This window comes from Acinetobacter sp. SW-226, assembly GCF_055632855.1.
Genome location: NZ_CM145752.1, coordinates 2648069 through 2666683, shown reverse-complemented (window position 1 = coordinate 2666683; position 18615 = coordinate 2648069). Strand labels below are relative to the sequence as shown.

Below are 18615 nucleotides of genomic sequence, written 5' to 3'. Positions count from 1 at the left end.
TTGACTAAATTACTTATTTAAAAGCAATAAATGGTGCTATATTAGTCCTAAATTTAGGAATAAAAAATATAATCAGTCAAAAAAAAATCGACGTGTGTCGGAAAGTGTGAAGCCGTTCTTAAAAAGGAGATGAAGTGTGGTTTTATGCTGAAACTGTTCGTTGAAAATATAAGTAAATATATGTTAAAAGTGTACGTAACTTGTAAAACGTCTACGAATCTGTTTCTACAAACATTCTAAAAATGGGAAGGGTCATATTAAATGGACGATAAATTCCAGAATCTTAAAGTGATGGTCATTGATGATTCAAAAACTATTCGTCGCACAGCCGAAACATTATTACAACGCGAAGGTTGTGAGGTTGTGACTGCTGTAGATGGTTTTGAAGCATTGTCAAAAATTGCAGAAGCAAATCCTGATATTGTATTTGTCGATATCATGATGCCACGTCTGGATGGCTATCAAACATGTGCATTAATCAAGAATTCACAGAATTATCAAAACATTCCTGTCGTGATGCTCTCTAGCAAAGATGGTCTATTTGACCAAGCCAAAGGGCGTGTCGTAGGTTCAGATGAATATTTAACAAAGCCATTTAGTAAAGATGAATTATTAAATGCGATTCGTAACCACGTTTCAGCATAAATAATATAAGTGTAATTGGGGAAATTTATGGCACGTATTTTAATTGTGGATGACTCACCTACTGAAACATTCCGCTTTAAAGAAATTTTGGGGAAGCACGGTTTTGAGGTGATTGAAGCGTCAAATGGTGCAGATGGTGTGACCATGGCACAGGCAGAACTTCCTGATCTAGTGTTGATGGATGTGGTGATGCCAGGCGTCAATGGTTTCCAGGCAACACGTCAAATTGCGCGTGGTGCAACCACAAAACACATTCCTGTGGTGATTGTCAGTACTAAAGATCAGGCAACTGACCGTGTATGGGGTAAGCGTCAGGGGGCATGTGATTATTTGACTAAGCCTGTTGATGAAAACCAATTGATTGATGTGATTAAGCAACACCTGAATGCAGGATAAGCTCTATGGCAGCAAATGGATTTATCGAATTACTTCGACTTGCTAAACGTGGCAATAAAAACTACGTTTCAAACGAAAATGAGGTAAACCGCTGGTCGGGCATTGCTTTTGAAATGATGGGGCAATATTTTGTTGCTCCATTAGGTGAGGTGGCAGAGGTTATTTATCCTCCGAAATATACTTTAGTGCCAAATACCCAACCTTGGGTTGTCGGTTTGGCAAATATTCGAGGACGTTTACTCTCTGTTGCTGACTTGGCGCATTACATGTCGGGGCATCGTAGTACGTATTCACCAACTCAAAAAGTACTCTGTATAAGTCACAATGACCACTATGTCGGTTTAGTTGTAGATCAGGTTCTGGGGATTCAGCACTTTAATAAGAAGAGTTTTTTTTCTAAGCATGATGATTTAGATCAAAACTTAAAAGAATATTGCCAAGGGTATTTCCATCAACATAACCAACAATGGCATGTTTTCTTATTCAGTCGCTTATTAGACAATCCAAAGTATATGAACGCATCTATAAAATTTATAAATTAATATCATTGTCGCGCACGAAAATATAAGGGCGTAAATCGGGGAGAAGCTGCATGGGCTTTAAACTTAAAAAGAAAAATACAGATGGAAGCACGAACCGCTCAGGTGGAAATGCTTTAGTAGCAAAAATTCAATCGCAGACGGAACAGTTTTCACGTGTATTTGGTGATAGTGAAAAGTCCAAGCCATTAATTTTGGGTGCAGCATTTTGTATTGTTTTAGCAATTTTCCTACTGTTGTACCTATTCTATAGCGTACCGCGAAATAACGAATTTACCCGTAGTGTGGGTGAGTTACGACTTTTATCTCAAACCATTTCACGTCAAGCGACAGAAGCTACAGCATCAGGTACGCCTGAAGCGATTAAAAAATTGACCGAATCGCAAAAGTCGTTTGCTGAAAACCTAGAAATTGTTAAAGATATTCATGCAAGTACAGATGCGCTACGTGAAGTAGATGCGCAGTGGACGAAAGTTTCTGCAAATATTGATTTAATTGCATCACAACAAAAAATTATTAATCAATTATATGATACCAACATCGCAATTAGTGAAACAATTCCTGGTATTCAGGCCGAATATAACTTAATGGTTGACCAAATGGCACGTCAAAATGTGCCAGCCAACCAAGTCGTGATTGCAAAGAACCAAGTATTCATTGCTGAACGTATTCTTCGTTCGATTGGTTCGGTATTGACGGGTTCAGACAACTCACGTGAATCTGCAGATGACTTTAGCTCAGATACAGAAACTTTCGCTTCTTACCTAAATGCACAGTTAAATGGCAGTGCTGACTTAGGTGTGGAACGGATTAATGATCCTGAAATGCGCGACTCTCTAACCAGTATTCAGTCTGAATATGATGATGTATTGAAATCTGCAGCGGCAACAGTACTAAAAAACTCATCTCAAATCGTTAAAGTACGTCAAGCATCATCATCTATTTTTGAACAATCAGACACGTTGCTAACCAATTTGAATAAGTTGTCAGGTGGTACTGGTTTAGCGATTGCGATTCCTGCATTGGGTCTAATTTTAGCGTTGATCGCATTCTTGTTCTGTGTATTCAAATTACTTGTACTTCGTGGCGAGTCAGATAAAAAACGTGTATCACGTCTTCAAGATGAATATGACCGTAACCAAAACGCGATTCTACGTTTGTTGGATGAGATTGCTGACCTTGCAGATGGTGACTTACGTTCGCATGCGACAGTATCTGAAGACTTTACAGGTGCCATTGCTGACTCCATCAACTTTGCGATTGACCAGTTACGTGACCTAGTATCTCGTATTACAGAAACTTCTCAAGAGGTTGCACAATATACGGCAAGTACACAAGGTATTACTAACCAGTTGGCAGAAGCATCAGAACACCAAGCGCAAGAAATTGCGGGCGCATCTGCTGCGATTAATGAAATGGCAATGTCCATTGACCAAGTATCTTCGAATGCTGAAGAGTCAGCCGTGGTAGCAGAACGTTCTGTACAAATTGCAGCAAATGGTGCTGATGTTGTAAACCGTTCAATTGAAGGTATGGATATCATTCGTGAACAGATTCAAGAAACCTCTAAACGTATTAAACGTTTGGGTGAGTCTTCTCAAGAAATTGGTAACATCGTTGCCTTAATTAACGATATTGCAGACCAAACGAACATCTTGGCTTTAAACGCAGCGATCCAAGCATCTATGGCTGGTGAAGCAGGCCGTGGTTTCGCCGTGGTTGCAGATGAAGTACAGCGTCTTGCAGAACGTTCAGCTTCAGCGACAAAGCAAATTGAAACACTGGTAAAAACGATTCAGACCGATACCAACGAAGCTGTAATTTCAATGGAGCAAACCACGTCTGAGGTTGTACGCGGTGCCAACTTGTCTAAAGATGCTGGTGTTGCACTGGATGAGATTCAGAACGTATCAGGTAACTTGGCGAAATTGATTGCAAGCATTTCTGATGCTGCAAAACTTCAGTCAGCGTCTGCAGGTCATATTGCAACGACGATGAATGTCGTACAAGAAATTACCTCACAAACAACGAGTGCGACTTTCGATACAGCACGTTCGGTATCCGAACTTGCTAACATGGCAGAAGCATTACGTGAGTCTGTAACTGACTTTAAATTACCTGATTAAGCATTTGCTTTGGGGGAGGCATGTGACTCAAAATTTGAGTGGCATGCCGAAATCAGGATATCACATCAGCTTAAACCGGCTTTGTCTACAAAGTTAGGTTTCTGGTGATGGTTATAATGAAGTTTATGCACCTGTTTTGGGTAGCTGACAACGCAAGAAGCCTAGCTATGAAAGAAATATTAAAACATTTAGTTGAAACGACAACGCTTCCGGAAGATAGTTATCTAGATCAAGATGCAGAAATTCTTGAAATTTTTGTTGAAGAAATTGAAGAAATTTTCGTTGAATTAGATCCATTATTCGAAAAGTGGTACGCTGAACCAACACATCAAGAGACATTGGTGAGCATTCGTCGTCATTTCCATACCTTAAAAGGGTCTGGTCGGATGGTGGGAGCAAAGTCAGCTGGCGAAACCGCATGGGCAGTTGAAGATACCTTGAATCGTGTGATTTCAGGTGTAGTACCCATCTCTGCCACAATTCAGAAATTTGCTAAAACAGTATTTAAAATTTATCAATATAAACTGTATCCCATTTTTAAGAATGTCGAACAAACTGAGCTAGATTTGCGACCTCTCGTCTTAATTGGTCAACAGTTACAGCAAAATCAGAGTTTAGAACCTGCCTTAGAAGAGCTCCTACAGTTATCTAATCATTTAAATGATTATGATGTATTAACAGGGTTGGAGCTTGGTGATGCTGAAGGCACTGAGCATGTCGTTGAATTTGAGGAAGCTGCAACCAATTCTGATCATCCGGAACACGAAGTTCTTGAGGAAACATTGTCGATCTTCATTGAAGAAGCGGAAGATCACTTAGAGACGATTGATCAATTCCTAAATGCTGATGAAACTAAAGTACAAGATTACAATGGGTTAATCCGTGCCTTACATACTTTGCGTGGTAGCTCGTCTATGGCGCAAATTGAGCATGTATTTAATGCTAGCTCAAAAGTTGAAAATCTATTTAAAACACTGGTGCAAGAAGAAATTGTTTCAACCTCTAAGGAAATTTCGTTACTCACCCAGTATGCCGAATTTGTACGTGATTATTTACATGTTCTTGGGCGTGGTAGTAACGAGCAGCTTGAAGTCATTTATTCAACTTTTAGTACGGCTTGGGATAACTATGGCTTTAGTCTTGAAGAGATAGATAATGAACTGAACCCTCAAGGGATGGTTTCAAAATTAATCGAATTAAATATTGATCTTTTACTGGATACAGAATTTGAGTTTGATCAGCGTGCAAAAGCAGAGTATCCAGAATATATTCAGCACTTGAGTGAGCAAGCGAAACAACTGGTAGAATTTACAAATAACCGTGCTGCACAAGGGATTCATGAGTTTACCTCTGAGTTGTATGCAAGTTATCAAGCCTTACTGGAAAAGCCAGAATTACTCAATGTGGATTATGCGTATGAGTTATTTGGTCAGGCACATCAAGAGTTTATCCACTTATTCGATACCTTAGCTGCTGGTCAACGTGTCATCCTTACCGATGATGTTTATAAAGTGTTGAATGATTTAACAGCCTTTGTACAACAAGATATCGAATCTGTAGAAGCTGCAACGGTAGAGCCAGTTGATGAAGGCATTGTAGCGAGCAATACGTCTCAACCAAGTCTTGATCTTGCGCAAATTTCGCAACAGATTGCGTCCGATCATCAGTACAAACAATCGAACACTTCAAATACTGACTTTGATGATGATTTACTGGATATCTTCTTAGAAGAAGCCGAAGAATTATTGATGGGTATGGACCAAGATCTTAATACTTGGTCTAAAAATGGCAATGATACAACTGCACTCAATAATTTAATGCGTTATTTGCATACCTTAAAAGGTGGTGCAAATATGATTTCTGCATCATTTATTGGTTCAATTGCGCATGAATTAGAATCTATTTATGAGCGTGTGATTCGTCAGCAAATTCAAACAACACCACAGTTGATTAGCATCATTCGTTTGGTGCAGGATGATGTCGCAGACCGTATTCAAGTTATTCGAACAGAGAAAGTCGATTATCCAGCCACAGCAACCATCAATGTCTTACACAATATCCAAAGTTTGGTTGATGGTACGGTTGTGACGGCTGCTGAACCTCTAGCTGAGGCAATTGCATCGGTTGAGGATGTGGCTGTGCAGACCAGCGATGATGAGACTTCATCGACGATAGATTTTGATGCACAAACTTTCCCTGGGAACGAAGCACTTCCTTTGGGTGAGTCAATTACACTTGATGCAGACTTGTCTGTGCCAGTTGAATCAGGTGAAGTGCTCGCATCTGAGCAATTTGTTGCTGTAACTACGGATGAAACTGACGATACAAGTATTTCATCAATTGTTGAAGAAACTTTCTTGGAAGAGGTTGAAGAAATTTTAGCGTCCACCGATGGCTTACTGAAGCAATGGACTGAACAGCGTAGTGACCGTAGTGTGTTACTTCAATTACAACGTGCTGCCCACAGTTTAAAAGGTGGCGCACGTATGGCAGAGAACGAACCAGTTGCTGCAATTGCTTATGAACTTGAAACAATTTTTGAGCAATTTGCGGTACATAATTTTAGTTCTAATGTTTATGACCCATTATTGCAAACTGCGTTTGTCTGGTTGAAGCAAGCCATCTTCAAACGTGATTTTAGTAATTATGATGGTCTGAAAAATAGTTTGGCATCTGTTGACTATGTCGATGTTATTGCCCAATTGCCGACGCGTGTAACGCAAATAGATTTGCTCAATGCAGCGCCAAGTTTTGAGTTTGTTCAGGGTGATGGCACTGAACCGCCAGCTATGATGGGTGAGTGGAAAGAAACAACTCACTTGGATAGTGGTAATGAGATGATTCGTATCTCAGCCGATTTGGTTGAGAAAATGATTGATTTATCAGGTGAAAATGCGATTAACCGTTCGCGTATTGAGATGGACTTAGGTCAACTTGGCAATACCTTAAACGAGATGGAACTTGCCATTAAACGTTTGGCCGATCAGTTGCGTCGAATGGAAGGTGAGCTTGAGAGCCAAATTATCGCGAAGCATGGTTCTGAGAATTCGCGTTATACAGACTTTGACCCATTGGAAATGGACCAATATTCATCGTTGAATCAATTATCTAAATCTCTCGCTGAGTCAGCTTCGGATTTGGTTGACTTTAAGAGCACTTTGGCTGAGAAAATTCGTGATGCTGAAGGCTTGTTATTACAACAGTCACGCATTCAGGCAGAAATCCAAGAAAGTTTAATGCGTACGCGTTTGGTTCCATTCTCACGTATGCTGCCGCGCTTACAACGTATTGTGCGTCAGACGGCATCGACTTTGAACCGTCCGACAGACTTGATCGTACACAATACAGAAGGTGAATTAGACCGTACTATTCTTGAGCGGTTGGTTACGCCTTTTGAGCACATGTTACGTAACGCGATTGACCACGGTATTGAAGATACGGAACAGCGTATTGCTGCGAAAAAATCAGTGACTGGTCAAATTGAACTCAACATTAGCCGCCAAGGAACAGATGTTATCGTTACCTTCAAAGATGATGGTAAGGGTATTGATGAAAGTACGATCAAAGCCAAAGCATTAAACTTAGGCCTAATTAAAGCCGACCAAGTACTAGATAAACAGGAGATTTTACAGTTTATCTTCCACCCTGGATTCAGTACGGCTAAAGAAGTGACGCAAATTTCTGGCCGTGGTGTAGGTCTTGATGTTGTACAAAGTGAAATTAAGGCGCTAGGTGGGCATGTTACTGTTGAATCGGAAATTGGCTCTGGCACAACCTTCATTATTCGCGTACCGACCACGGTTGCGGTGAGCGATGCCTTGATGGTGAAAGCAGGTGATCAACAATATGCGATTCCATTGGCACAGATTGACCGTATTGTACGTATTGCTCCAACGGCTTTAGATACTTATTTCCATAGTAAAGATGACCAATTCAAAATTGATGGCGTAAATTATAAACTACGTTATCTCTCTGAGTTCTTGTCTAATCAGCCGATTCCTCGTTTGAGTAATATTGGTCATTCACTACCAGTACTTTTAATTAAAGGGAACAGTGGACAAACGATTGCATTATTGGTTGATCAGTTGATTGGTTCGCGTGCACAAATTGTTGTAAAACCAATCGGTCAACAGTTTGCAAGTATCGGTGCAATTGCGGGTGCGACGATTCTTGGTGATGGACATGTTTGCTTGATTCTAGACGGTCAGAATATTGCACGTCAGATCCTCAGTACTAAGCGTGTCACGCATGCAACAGATCAACGTGATTTTGGTCGCCATCAAGATACACGCCGATTAGTCATGATTGTGGATGACTCAGTGACGGTGCGTAAGGTAACGTCACGTTTATTGGAGCGACAAGGCTTTGATATTGTGACAGCAAAAGACGGTGTCGATGCTATGGAGCAACTCGAGAATGTTAAACCAGACTTGATGTTACTAGATATTGAGATGCCGCGTATGGATGGTTTCGAAGTGACCAACTTGGTACGTCACCATGAAATTCATCAGAACTTACCGATCATTATGATTACATCACGTACGGGTGAAAAACACCGTGAACGTGCTTTCAGCTTGGGTGTGACGCACTACATGGGCAAACCATTCCAAGAAGCAGAATTACTTGCCAACATTCAGCAGTTACTTGCTGAAAAGCAGGGGTAAATAAATGAGTGCAAATGTTTCAAAGACCATGAATGAGCAAATCAGCCAGCAAGAGTTGCAATATCTGATTACGGTATCAACAGGTTTTATTGATGCTTATATCATTGAATGCCATGGAAAAAATTCCATGTTATTACCACAAAATATTGTACTGTCTGCACTCGATAGTGATACGCAGGTTAAAACTGTAGAGTGGCATGATCTACATCTACCCGTCTATGCCGTGAATCGTCCTGAACAGACGGAAGGTGTGGCATTGGTGATTGAAGGAGATGATGCGTCTCAACGTTTTGCTTTAATGTGTAATGAGATGCCGAAGTCGATTCGTTTACGTATTTCTGAAATTGTAGATGATGAAACGCCAGCGAATGACCCTACAGTGTTTCAACTGGTACGTATGGGTGAAGAGTTGTATCACATCCCGAATTTAAATCAAATTCAGGCAAGTTTAGGTTTATCTACTTAAATCTGTACTCAATAAAAAAGGAACTCAGATGAGTTCCTTTTTTTATTGAAAGTCTTATGCTAAAAGCCCTTCTAAAATTTGTTCGTAAATTTCAGCAAGTGGTTCTAGGTCCGCGACATTCACATGTTCATCAATTTGGTGGATGCTGGCATTTAAAACGCCAAGTTCAAGAACTTGTGCACCTGTAGGAGCAATAAAACGACCATCAGATGTACCACCAGAGGTCGAAAGTTCAGTTTCAACTCCAGTTACATTACGTATGGCATTTTTCGCAGAGTTGACCAGTTCACCAACAGGGGTGAGGAAAGGTAAACCTGAATGTGTCCATTTGATGTCGTAATCTAAACTATGACGGTCTAAAAGCTCTAAAACACGTGCTTTCAACTCTTCTGCGGTTACTTCTGTTGAATAGCGGAAATTGAAAGTTACGGTCATCGTTCCAGGAACAACATTGGTTGCACCTGTACCTGCTTGAATATTAGATACTTGAAAAGAAGTTGCAGGGAAGTATTCGTTACCTTGATCCCATACGGTATCGCAAAGTTCTGCAACGGCTTTAGATGCCATATGAATCGGGTTAATCGCAAGGTGTGGGTAAGCCACGTGACCTTGCTTTCCTTTGACTGTCAAGACGGCATTTAATGAACCACGACGACCATTTTTGACAATATCACCTAATTGATGGGTACTTGATGGTTCACCGACCAAGCACCAAGTCATTTTTTCATTGCGTGCTTCTAATGTTTCAATCACTTTAACTGTACCGTTAATAGATGGACCTTCCTCATCAGAAGTAATCAGAAATGCAATCGACCCTTTGTGGTCAGGGTGCTTTGCAACAAAACGTTCAGAGGCAACCACCATAGCTGCTAAAGCCGTTTTCATGTCTGCACTACCACGTCCGTAGAGTTTACCATCACGAATTTCAGGGGCAAATGGATCGGAGTTCCATGCGTCTAAATTGCCTGTAGGAACGACATCAGTATGTCCTGCAAAACAAAATACAGGAGACTCAGTGCCTTTGCGCGCCCATAAATTATCAACATCATCAAAACGCATAGATTCAATATTGAAGCCAATTTTTTCTAAGCGTTCAGCCATAATATTTTGACAGTTGTGGTCAACTGGAGTAACCGATGGCTGGCGTAAAAGTTGGAGGCTTAAATCGAGAGTAGCAGAAGAGGTCATGCGCATTTCAGAGTCAATAAAACAGTCGGCACTATAATAGGCGATTAATGTCTAGAATGCGAAACTTAGCAATAAAAAAACCTTATCGAAACGATAAGGTCTATGTGGGTTTAGAACAGATTATAATTTATCGGCAGTCTTATCTGCAGAGTTGGTCACAGCATCTCCCACTTTGGATACATCTTTACCCACGCCAGCAACTGTATTACAGCCCGTTAAAACAAAAAGCATCACAAGTGAACCAGCAATAATTTTCTTCATGTTTATCTCCAAAATTTTTGGTGTTGTCATCAAATGATTCTGTTCTGATGTTTTATAAGGTTAAAAAATAAACATATTAAAATGTAGCAGTGTTTTACATGAAATAGGTAACTATATGTAGTCTTATGTATATTTGTATAAAGTAACTTCTGCAAAATCAAGTAAAAATCAAACTCGAATTTCGGTACATATAAAACTGATTGTGTTGATTTTGTAAATACAATCCATTGGTCCACCAGTGGGCAGTGAGACTACTTGGCACAGCATTTGGGCAAATCCATTCTTGACGTTGTAGGCGGAAAAAATTTAAATCGGCCTTGGGAATGGTAGTCCCCCAAATTCCCAAGCGCCGGTCAGGATTGAGCCAATGTGGAAGAGAGTATTGGTTAAAATCACCAACATCCACGAAACTATTTTTTAAGGGTAGAAAGAGTTGTCCTTTTAAAACAGCATAGCGCATCTGAATGTCAGTATCTAAAGCTTGCTGGAATTGGAACTGTTTTTGAGTAAAGTGTTTTAGTTTGCGGTTTAAAGTATCAGTACGATTTAAACCGTACCATGTGGTTAGGCTCAGATCTGTTTCACCTAAATAATATTTCAACGCGACTTCCCAGTGCTCAACTTGATTGGTTTCAGTATTTTTAATTAAAAAGTCCAGCTCACCCGTAGTACGTGAACCATCAATGATTTGAATACTATGCCCCAATAACTCGTATGCATGATAGCGATGATCCAGTAACCAAAACCACATGAACATTTCAAAGCGCAGACCTAGACGGGTACTTTTCAGTTGAACCATAAAGTCTTCAAGTTCTTTCGGGTCTTGATCGAGCTGTTTAAGGCGAGGTAAATAGGTTTGAAAGTGCTGTTGCCAGATCTGTGAGGGATGAAAATGAAAAGCATGTTGTATATCGAGTTCTAACGGCAACGCAGACAAAATGTTTGGACTTGCTACAGCAAAAGCCAACTGACGAACCAATGGATGTTTAAATTGGAGCCACGGTTCAAACAATTGATGCTGTGAAATGAGATGCATGTGTGAGCCTTAAAAAAGAAGCGAAATATGCAGAAGGACAACGGATAAATCCAAAAAACACTTTATACTACCGCAATTCGGTGTTTAGGAAAGTGGTATGAAAACGTTGTTTTGGCGTTGTTTAGTGGTGATTTTTGTCATCCTAGGCTTTATCGGCGCGCTTTTGCCGGGTATGCCAACAACTGTTTTTTTAATTTTAGCTGCATGGGCTGCATCCAAAGGTTGGCCACAAATGGATGCTTGGCTGCTGAATCATCCGAAATACGGAGCAACATTAAGGGCATGGCGTGCCAATGGGACTGTACCACGTAAGGCGAAATGGTTTGCCAGTATCATGATGTTGATCAGTGGGGTGATTATGCTCTTTACCAATGCGCCATTTTTAGTCAAATTATTTACCAATACCACTATGTTAATTGTTGCAATATGGCTATGGCTACGCCCTGAACCAAATACGTCGATAGATAAAAAACAAATAGAGGACAACTGATGTCTTATGTGATTGCTGATGCAGACGTCTTGATTGATCTAGCTGAACAGACTTTAACACTGCCTAAAAAGAATAAATTTTATCTGATCTCATCGGGGAAAAATGGCATTGGCGAAACTGAAAATAGTGGTAAAACCCCACGGGGGTGGCATTGCATTGCTGAAAAGCATGGCGCTGAGCAACCACAAAATGCTGTTTTTATTGCTCGAAAGCCGACAGGGGAGGTTTATGATTCCAATTTGGCGGCTCAGTTTCCAGAACGGGATTGGATTTTATCTCGGATTTTATGGTTGAGTGGTTTAGAAGAGGGCTTTAATCGCGGCGAAGGATGCGACACCTATCAACGTTATATCTATATTCATGGAACACCTGATACCGAGCCAATGGGGATGCCGATGTCACATGGCTGTATTCGTATGCGTAATGCTGATGTTATGGAATTATTTGAGCTGATTGATTGCAATGCATTGGTTTATATTTCCGAACATAAACTTGAAATTTAAAATGTGGATTAAAAATAGACAAAGTGATTTTGCTGAATACTATTAGGCTTAATTCAAAAGGCTAAAGCTTAACAAAACTGCGTGATTTAGCCAAAATGACTGGCATGTTTAAGAAAATAAATTAGACGAATCTGTTAAATAACATACAGAAAATCCTTGTTTTTATACCATTTGACCTATTTTTTAATCACTCGATTGTAAAAAAACGAAAACAGGCCGAAAAGCGTTTGACAGCCTGTAAAGATTCTCTATAATGCACCTCACAAACGATAAAGACGTTAAGGGCGCTTAGCTCAGTTGGTAGAGCGTCTGCCTTACAAGCAGAATGTCGGCGGTTCGATCCCGTCAGCGCCCACCAAGCCTTTACGTTAAAGATCTTACGTGCAGCGGTAGTTCAGTTGGTTAGAATACCGGCCTGTCACGCCGGGGGTCGCGGGTTCGAGCCCCGTCCGCTGCGCCACTTAAGATTTTTAATATTGTTTGTACCACATTAGTGACTTTGTGTAAGTGCAGCGGTAGTTCAGTTGGTTAGAATACCGGCCTGTCACGCCGGGGGTCGCGGGTTCGAGCCCCGTCCGCTGCGCCATTTATACAAAATCCTTAATGAGGGCGCTTAGCTCAGTTGGTAGAGCGTCTGCCTTACAAGCAGAATGTCGGCGGTTCGATCCCGTCAGCGCCCACCAGATTTTTTGCGATGCAGCGGTAGTTCAGTTGGTTAGAATACCGGCCTGTCACGCCGGGGGTCGCGGGTTCGAGCCCCGTCCGCTGCGCCATTCAAAAAATCAATTAAATTTAAGTTCCTGAGCTTAAGTTTAAAATCTAAGACTGACAATCTTAATCAGGGCGCTTAGCTCAGTTGGTAGAGCGTCTGCCTTACAAGCAGAATGTCGGCGGTTCGATCCCGTCAGCGCCCACCATATTTACGACGCAGCGGTAGTTCAGTTGGTTAGAATACCGGCCTGTCACGCCGGGGGTCGCGGGTTCGAGCCCCGTCCGCTGCGCCATTTAAATATAAATTTAAGTTCCTGAGCTTAAATTTGAAATCTAAGACTGACAATCTTAAATCAGGGCGCTTAGCTCAGTTGGTAGAGCGTCTGCCTTACAAGCAGAATGTCGGCGGTTCGATCCCGTCAGCGCCCACCATATTCAAGCTGTAAAGCTTAATGACCCTAATTGCATTCGCAATTACCGTTGCAGCGGTAGTTCAGTTGGTTAGAATACCGGCCTGTCACGCCGGGGGTCGCGGGTTCGAGCCCCGTCCGCTGCGCCATTTCCTAGATCCCTTGCGCTAGTAAATGGAATCAAGCAAGATTTCTTTCTTGCATCATAAAAATAGCAATGCTATTTTTACTTCTCAAGGGCGCTTAGCTCAGTTGGTAGAGCGTCTGCCTTACAAGCAGAATGTCGGCGGTTCGATCCCGTCAGCGCCCACCATATTTCCTAGTCGTAAAAACCTTGCTTATCTCAAGCTGTTTTCATACACTTCTGTGCAATAATAATTTTAAAACATGACAGATTTATGAGAAATCCATATCAACGCAAAGCTGCATCTAAAAATCAAAATACTGCTTACGATCCTCTCCAAGTTTATCGCCTTTTTATTGAAACTATTGTGCATCAGGGCCATGTTTTGGCGTTGTATCATGATGGGTGGGCACTCTGTGCTACACCAACTGGACAGCGTTCATTTGCGATGTGGCAGAGTAAAGGCTTAGCACAGCTTTTAGTGAAAGATAATTGGGCGGGTTATGAAATTCAGAGTATTGGTTTAACGGATTTGGTTGAAAAAGTGATTCCTTTTTTACGTGTTGAAAATACGACAGTGTCGATGAATTTAACACCAGAAGGGCAGAATGTTTTGGTTGCTCCTGAAAAATTATTATTAGATATTAAAAATTATCTGTATCAGTTTTCGATACAAAAGCCTGATTTATTCAAGCAATTACAATTGCCTTCACCACGTCATATTCGTCTGCATTAATATATTGTTTTGCTTTAGTATTCGTTGAGTAGCCAACCGCTAATAAAGGCAAAATACTCTCGTAGCCATGCGTTATAGCGAGTTTCAAGTGGTGTTTTAGCACCGATCATGATGGGTGATTGATAACCTTGGCGAATTGCAATCGCACGACTACGTGGAATGTGGAAATCGCTGGTGACAATCGCAATTGGTTGTTTAATAGAGATATGTTGTTGAGCTAAAATTTTTTTGCTATTGAACAGGTTTAACTCTGTACTGGTACTTTGTTCTTCGGTGTAGATGCGATGGGCTGGAATATGGTGTTGATCCACCAAATATTGACGCATTGCGTTGGCCTCGCTGATGTTTTGCTGTGGAGATAGCCCACCACTTACAACAATAATAGTTTCTGGATATTGTTTTACGTAATGAGCTGCCTGATCTAAGCGACTGGCTAAAGTTGGACTTGGTTTACCGTGCTTTAGCCCACTGCCAAGAACTAAAACGGCGGATGCATTGACATGGGGTATGTTTTGTTCATTTGAAAATTTTAAAAAGAGAAAGAAAATGGCTAAACTACAAATCCATAGCAAGAAAATAGCCCAAGTGTAACGCCATATTGATTGTCGGATTTTATTGGTTTGAATATAAGCCCTAAGCCTAGGGGCGGTGAGTGCATAAATCAGCAGACCTAATCCAATAAACAAAGGCAGGAGAATGCCGAAATCAAAGCGTAGTTGTAAAATAAAAATATGCTCATCTGCGAAAAGTAATGAACCGATGATAAAACTAATGATTCTTTTTGATTTTTGCATGTAGGCTTGTGAGTTTAGGCTTTGCATGGATTTTAGCAAATTTATATATAAAAAAACCGAGCACTGTGGCTCGGTTTTCTCATCTTGATTTAATGTTTAATAAACATCACGACGGTAACGACCTTCTTGGCGGAGTTGATCTAATTTTTCTTCGCCTAAGATTTCTACCAATGCTGTATCAACATCACTTGCCATCCCATTAATGCTACCGCAGACATAAATGACGGCACCCTTTTCAACCCATATTTTAAGCTCATAGGCTTGTTCAGTCAGTTTATGGTGTACATAAACTTTTTCTGCTTGATCTCGTGAGAATGCTAAATCTAAGCGTTGCAACATGCCTGTGGTTTGCCATGCTTCAATCGTACTTTGATAGAAGAAATCATGTTCACGCTGACGCTCACCAAAGATCAACCAGTTTTGAGTATAGTCTAGGCGGGTACGTGCATGGAGTAGACTCATTAAACCGGCGATACCTGTGCCATTACCAATACAAATGATAGGACGGTTGTCATTGATCAAGTGGAATGATTCATTAGTACGAATACGCAGTGCGATAGGTTGCTGAAGCTTGGCATGTTGGGTTAACCAACCAGAACCTAAGCCCAGTTCACCTTCTAAATCTTGCTGTTGGCGCACAACCAACCGTAACACTTGTTGGGTCGGTACACTTGCAATCGAGTATTCACGTGTAGGTAAAGGGCTCAACTGTTCCAGCAAATGTTCCAAGTTGGCAAAAGGTTCAATCTCTGTGCTGAGGTTTTTATCCCAAAGCGCTTGTTCAATCGAAATAGCTAAAGACTCAACGATGCTCTGTGCTGCAATGTGATGCTTTTGCATGAAGGCTTGGATACGTGTTGTGCTATTACCTGGTTGGATTTCAGCAATATCGCCTGCTTGCCATGTAACATCGAAGTTGGTTTTTAGCTCGATATTATAAGCATGTGCGCCAACACTGTTTGGATTGAGTACTTCACGTTGTGCCAAAGTCCATTGATCAAAGGTTTTATCAATATTCATGGCTTGAAGTTCAAGTTTTGTTGCAGAGGCAAGAGCACTATTCCAACGCTGAATATCGCTGTTGTCTGCATTATTGACTTCAATGGTTGCAAATAAAGTATGCGCTCCATTGGCTTTTAACCAATGGTCAATGCGATGCCCAAAACTACAATAGGAGTCAGGGTATTCTCGAGAGCCTAAAGCCAATACGGCATAGTGCAGGTGTGACAAATCCAAGGTTGTATTTAAAAATTTCTTTTCAAAACTACTGGCTAAGTCAGGTGCTTCACCCGTGCCATAAGTACTTGCAATAAAAAGTACTTGTTCGGCAGTTTTTAAGTCATCAAGCGTTAAGTGTTGTACCGCTTTTACGCTTACTGGCTGTCTTGCTTCTTGTAAGCTGGTTGCAGTACGCCAAGCGATTTGCTCAGAAACACCAGTTTGGGTTGCATAGGCAATCAGCCACGGTTTCGCATTTGGATCAACCGTAACATTCAACGCTCCACCACGTGCTTGTTGGGTGAGTTTCTTTTGTTTACGACGTTTCAGATAGAGCATCCAACCCGTTATAAAGAACAGTGGCATCATTAGTGATGCGAACATGGCAAAGAATTGATAAATTGGGCCAAAGAAGCTACCACGGTGTACAGGAAGCATACTGCTCATGATTTTTTCATTCAGCTTCTTCTCTTCATATAACTCCATTTTTTCAATTTTTGAAGTTTGATAATTAAAGACCGCTGAATTTCGCGCTCGCTCATGCTGTGGAATTGCATCTACAAATGAAAGCTCAAGTGTGCCATCTGGCTTTTTCGGAATATTTAAGGTCAGTGTTGAATAGTTGCGACCAACTTGTGCATTAAAGCCTGTCCATGTTTGGGTTAAAGCAATTTGCACATGTTGAGGTGATAAGCCTTTATGCTCACCTTGCCCACGTTCGCCATGTGTAGCGTGCTCGCTTTGTGGGCCGCCACGACCTTGCTCACGTGACTCGCCACCACGAGCACCCGTTTGTTCGCCGCGTGGGCCTTGAACTACACCTGCATTTGGACGGGGGCCTTCTTGCATTTGTGGTTGCGGGCGTTCAACACCAAGCACTTTGAACATGCCATCGCGCCACCAATCATAGGACCAGTACAGCCCCGTACAGGCCAAGATGAGATAAAAAATCACCACCCAAGTGCCAACAACCGCATGTAAATCCCAAATGAAGTTGCGTCCTTTCAATTTAGGCTTAACAAAAAACCATTGTTTGATGGAGTGACGCTTGGGCCAACGGAGGTACAGACCACTCAATACAAAGAAGATGAGCATGAGGGTACAGGCACCTGTGATTTGCTTACCCACAGGACCGACTGTTAAAGTGCGGTGTAGTTGTTGAATAAAGTTAAAAAAATCACGACCTTTGATTTCGGGTAAAACTTCAGCGGTATATGGATTTACCATCATGTTATAGCCACGGCGTGCACCTTCTTTCACAATATTAACTGTACTGGATGCAGTGGGCTCATGAGCAATGGTAATACTGTTAATTTGGATGCTTGGATCATTCTTTTGGAAATGCAGATACAACTCAGCAGGGGTTAATTTATTGTTTTGACTTGCTTGAACGGTATAGCTGCTAGGATTCATCCACTTTAAGATTTGCTGTTCATAAGAGTAGATGGCACCTGTGACACCCATAAGAGATAGAATGAGACCCGCAGTGATTCCCAAAAACCAATGCACTTGGAAAAATGTCTTTTTAAACATGGCTAGACTTGATCGTGAGCGATTTGTTGTGCGCGAATTATACCTGAAGATTGAGAAGATACTATGGATTTAGCAATTAATATTTATTCTCATTATCATTTATATTTAGAGGTTTAGGGGATAAAAAAACCTCCCAAATAAGGAGGTTTTTTTATAAAATAAAAAGCGATTAAAGCGGTTGAGCTTCACCCACAGTTTCTTTTAAATGCGCATCGGATCGTATTAAATGAGAAGTTTTTGCTATCCATGCGTTTTGGCAGGATGTAAGCACCTTCTTGGCCTTTCACCTTAAACTTAATCAATAAGAACTCAGGTGTGTTGTACCATTCATAAATATCTTTCCAACTGATTGCACCGACACCTTCCTGCATGCCCATTTGTTGGCGCATAACCAGACCATGAGGTTGTACACCTAAGCGAATGCCTTTAATTTCCTGTACTGGAAACTCATTCATTTTGCGCTTTACATACCATTCTAGGCCGAATTTACGGACCAGTAGATAGACTACAACACAGGCTATGGCAACCCAACAAAAAATTGTGGAATAGTTTTTAAGCAGAATTAAGCCGAGGATTGAAAGGGCAACGACAGCACCCATGATGATCCAGGCTTTCAGGCTGATTTTGTTTGTGCTACGCCAAATTTTTAATTGAGCATCGCGTTGTTCAGACTCAGTGATTTCATAGTTCACAGGCTGTAAAGTATAAGCGTATAAATTTTTCGCGGTCATAGTGAAAGTAACAGATTTAAAACTGCAAAAAGTTTAGCATTATT

The 18615-nt window shown here is 41.1% G+C and carries 14 protein-coding genes, 10 tRNA genes and 1 pseudogene; 19 read left to right on the top strand and 6 right to left on the bottom strand.

The genetic code is table 11. The features are described from left to right. Positions 1 to 261 precede the first annotated feature (261 nt). The 6 genes from pilG to ACZ8ZH_RS12730 all read left to right on the top strand — a co-directional run bounded on the left by pilG (position 262) and on the right by ACZ8ZH_RS12730 (position 8836). Complete coding sequence (pilG, locus tag ACZ8ZH_RS12755) at positions 262 to 645, top strand: twitching motility response regulator PilG (RefSeq protein ID WP_086208516.1); 384 nt, start codon at positions 262 to 264, stop codon at positions 643 to 645. A 27-nt stretch (positions 646 to 672) separates the two neighbouring features. Further along, the gene (locus tag ACZ8ZH_RS12750; RefSeq protein WP_004694491.1) at positions 673 to 1041 is read left to right on the top strand and encodes a response regulator; all 369 of its coding nucleotides are present in this window, start codon (positions 673 to 675) and stop codon (positions 1039 to 1041) included. 5 nt (positions 1042 to 1046) lie between these two features. After that, positions 1047 to 1583, top strand: a complete 537-nt coding sequence (locus ACZ8ZH_RS12745) for a chemotaxis protein CheW (protein WP_086208515.1) — start codon at positions 1047 to 1049, stop codon at positions 1581 to 1583. A gap of 50 nt (positions 1584 to 1633) precedes the next feature. Further along, on the top strand, positions 1634 to 3706 hold the full coding sequence (locus ACZ8ZH_RS12740; RefSeq protein WP_086208514.1) for a methyl-accepting chemotaxis protein: 2073 nt from the start codon (positions 1634 to 1636) through the stop codon (positions 3704 to 3706). A 167-nt stretch (positions 3707 to 3873) separates the two neighbouring features. Beyond that, complete coding sequence (locus ACZ8ZH_RS12735; protein ID WP_470247747.1) at positions 3874 to 8370, top strand: hybrid sensor histidine kinase/response regulator; 4497 nt, start codon at positions 3874 to 3876, stop codon at positions 8368 to 8370. 4 nt (positions 8371 to 8374) lie between these two features. Next, complete coding sequence (locus tag ACZ8ZH_RS12730) at positions 8375 to 8836, top strand: hypothetical protein (protein ID WP_119063573.1); 462 nt, start codon at positions 8375 to 8377, stop codon at positions 8834 to 8836. A gap of 54 nt (positions 8837 to 8890) precedes the next feature. Here ACZ8ZH_RS12730 and dapE read toward each other — a convergent pair whose 3' ends face one another. From dapE to ACZ8ZH_RS12715, 3 genes are all read right to left on the bottom strand, one after another. Further along, positions 8891 to 10024 carry a succinyl-diaminopimelate desuccinylase gene (gene dapE, locus ACZ8ZH_RS12725; RefSeq protein ID WP_119063590.1) on the bottom strand — a complete coding sequence of 378 codons (1134 nt, stop codon included), beginning with the start codon at positions 10022 to 10024 and terminating at the stop codon, positions 8891 to 8893. Between the two features lie 120 nt (positions 10025 to 10144). Further along, a complete protein-coding gene (locus ACZ8ZH_RS12720) occupies positions 10145 to 10285 on the bottom strand; it encodes an entericidin A/B family lipoprotein (protein WP_086208511.1) in 141 nt (46 codons plus the stop codon). A 157-nt stretch (positions 10286 to 10442) separates the two neighbouring features. Then, on the bottom strand, positions 10443 to 11321 hold the full coding sequence (locus ACZ8ZH_RS12715; protein ID WP_119063572.1) for a DUF1853 family protein: 879 nt from the start codon (positions 11319 to 11321) through the stop codon (positions 10443 to 10445). 97 nt (positions 11322 to 11418) lie between these two features. Between ACZ8ZH_RS12715 and ACZ8ZH_RS12710 the strand changes: the two genes are divergently transcribed. The 13 genes from ACZ8ZH_RS12710 (at position 11419) to ACZ8ZH_RS12650 (ending at position 14295) form a co-directional block, all read left to right on the top strand. Further along, a complete protein-coding gene (locus ACZ8ZH_RS12710; protein WP_119063571.1) occupies positions 11419 to 11811 on the top strand; it encodes a YbaN family protein in 393 nt (130 codons plus the stop codon). Next, on the top strand, positions 11811 to 12314 hold the full coding sequence (gene elsL / locus ACZ8ZH_RS12705) for a cell wall-recycling L,D-carboxypeptidase ElsL (RefSeq protein WP_119063570.1): 504 nt from the start codon (positions 11811 to 11813) through the stop codon (positions 12312 to 12314). The genes ACZ8ZH_RS12710 and elsL overlap by 1 nt, the downstream gene beginning before the upstream one ends. 282 nt (positions 12315 to 12596) lie before the next feature. After that, a tRNA-Val gene (locus tag ACZ8ZH_RS12700) sits at positions 12597 to 12672 on the top strand. 25 nt (positions 12673 to 12697) lie between these two features. Further along, a tRNA-Asp gene (locus ACZ8ZH_RS12695) sits at positions 12698 to 12774 on the top strand. A gap of 49 nt (positions 12775 to 12823) precedes the next feature. Next, a tRNA-Asp gene (locus tag ACZ8ZH_RS12690) sits at positions 12824 to 12900 on the top strand. A 21-nt stretch (positions 12901 to 12921) separates the two neighbouring features. After that, positions 12922 to 12997 (top strand) — tRNA-Val (locus ACZ8ZH_RS12685). 13 nt (positions 12998 to 13010) lie between these two features. Then, a tRNA-Asp gene (locus ACZ8ZH_RS12680) sits at positions 13011 to 13087 on the top strand. A gap of 68 nt (positions 13088 to 13155) precedes the next feature. Then, positions 13156 to 13231 (top strand) — tRNA-Val (locus ACZ8ZH_RS12675). Positions 13232 to 13241: 10 nt separating this feature from the next. Then, positions 13242 to 13318, top strand: a tRNA-Asp gene (locus ACZ8ZH_RS12670). A 63-nt stretch (positions 13319 to 13381) separates the two neighbouring features. Next, positions 13382 to 13457: transfer RNA gene (locus ACZ8ZH_RS12665), tRNA-Val, on the top strand. 50 nt (positions 13458 to 13507) lie between these two features. Further along, positions 13508 to 13584 (top strand) — tRNA-Asp (locus tag ACZ8ZH_RS12660). A gap of 88 nt (positions 13585 to 13672) precedes the next feature. Then, positions 13673 to 13748: transfer RNA gene (locus ACZ8ZH_RS12655), tRNA-Val, on the top strand. Between the two features lie 85 nt (positions 13749 to 13833). Continuing rightward, positions 13834 to 14295, top strand: a complete 462-nt coding sequence (locus tag ACZ8ZH_RS12650; RefSeq protein ID WP_086208508.1) for a DUF2750 domain-containing protein — start codon at positions 13834 to 13836, stop codon at positions 14293 to 14295. 14 nt (positions 14296 to 14309) lie between these two features. Here ACZ8ZH_RS12650 and ACZ8ZH_RS12645 read toward each other — a convergent pair whose 3' ends face one another. The 3 genes and pseudogenes from ACZ8ZH_RS12645 to ACZ8ZH_RS12635 form a co-directional block, all read right to left on the bottom strand. Then, the gene (locus ACZ8ZH_RS12645) at positions 14310 to 15116 is read right to left on the bottom strand and encodes a YdcF family protein (RefSeq protein ID WP_470247746.1); all 807 of its coding nucleotides are present in this window, start codon (positions 15114 to 15116) and stop codon (positions 14310 to 14312) included. 69 nt (positions 15117 to 15185) lie between these two features. After that, entirely contained in the window at positions 15186 to 17840 is a 2655-nt protein-coding gene (locus ACZ8ZH_RS12640; protein WP_119063569.1) for a PepSY domain-containing protein, read from the bottom strand. A gap of 169 nt (positions 17841 to 18009) precedes the next feature. Continuing rightward, positions 18010 to 18571 (bottom strand): annotated as a pseudogene (locus ACZ8ZH_RS12635) (YcxB family protein). Positions 18572 to 18615 lie beyond the last annotated feature (44 nt).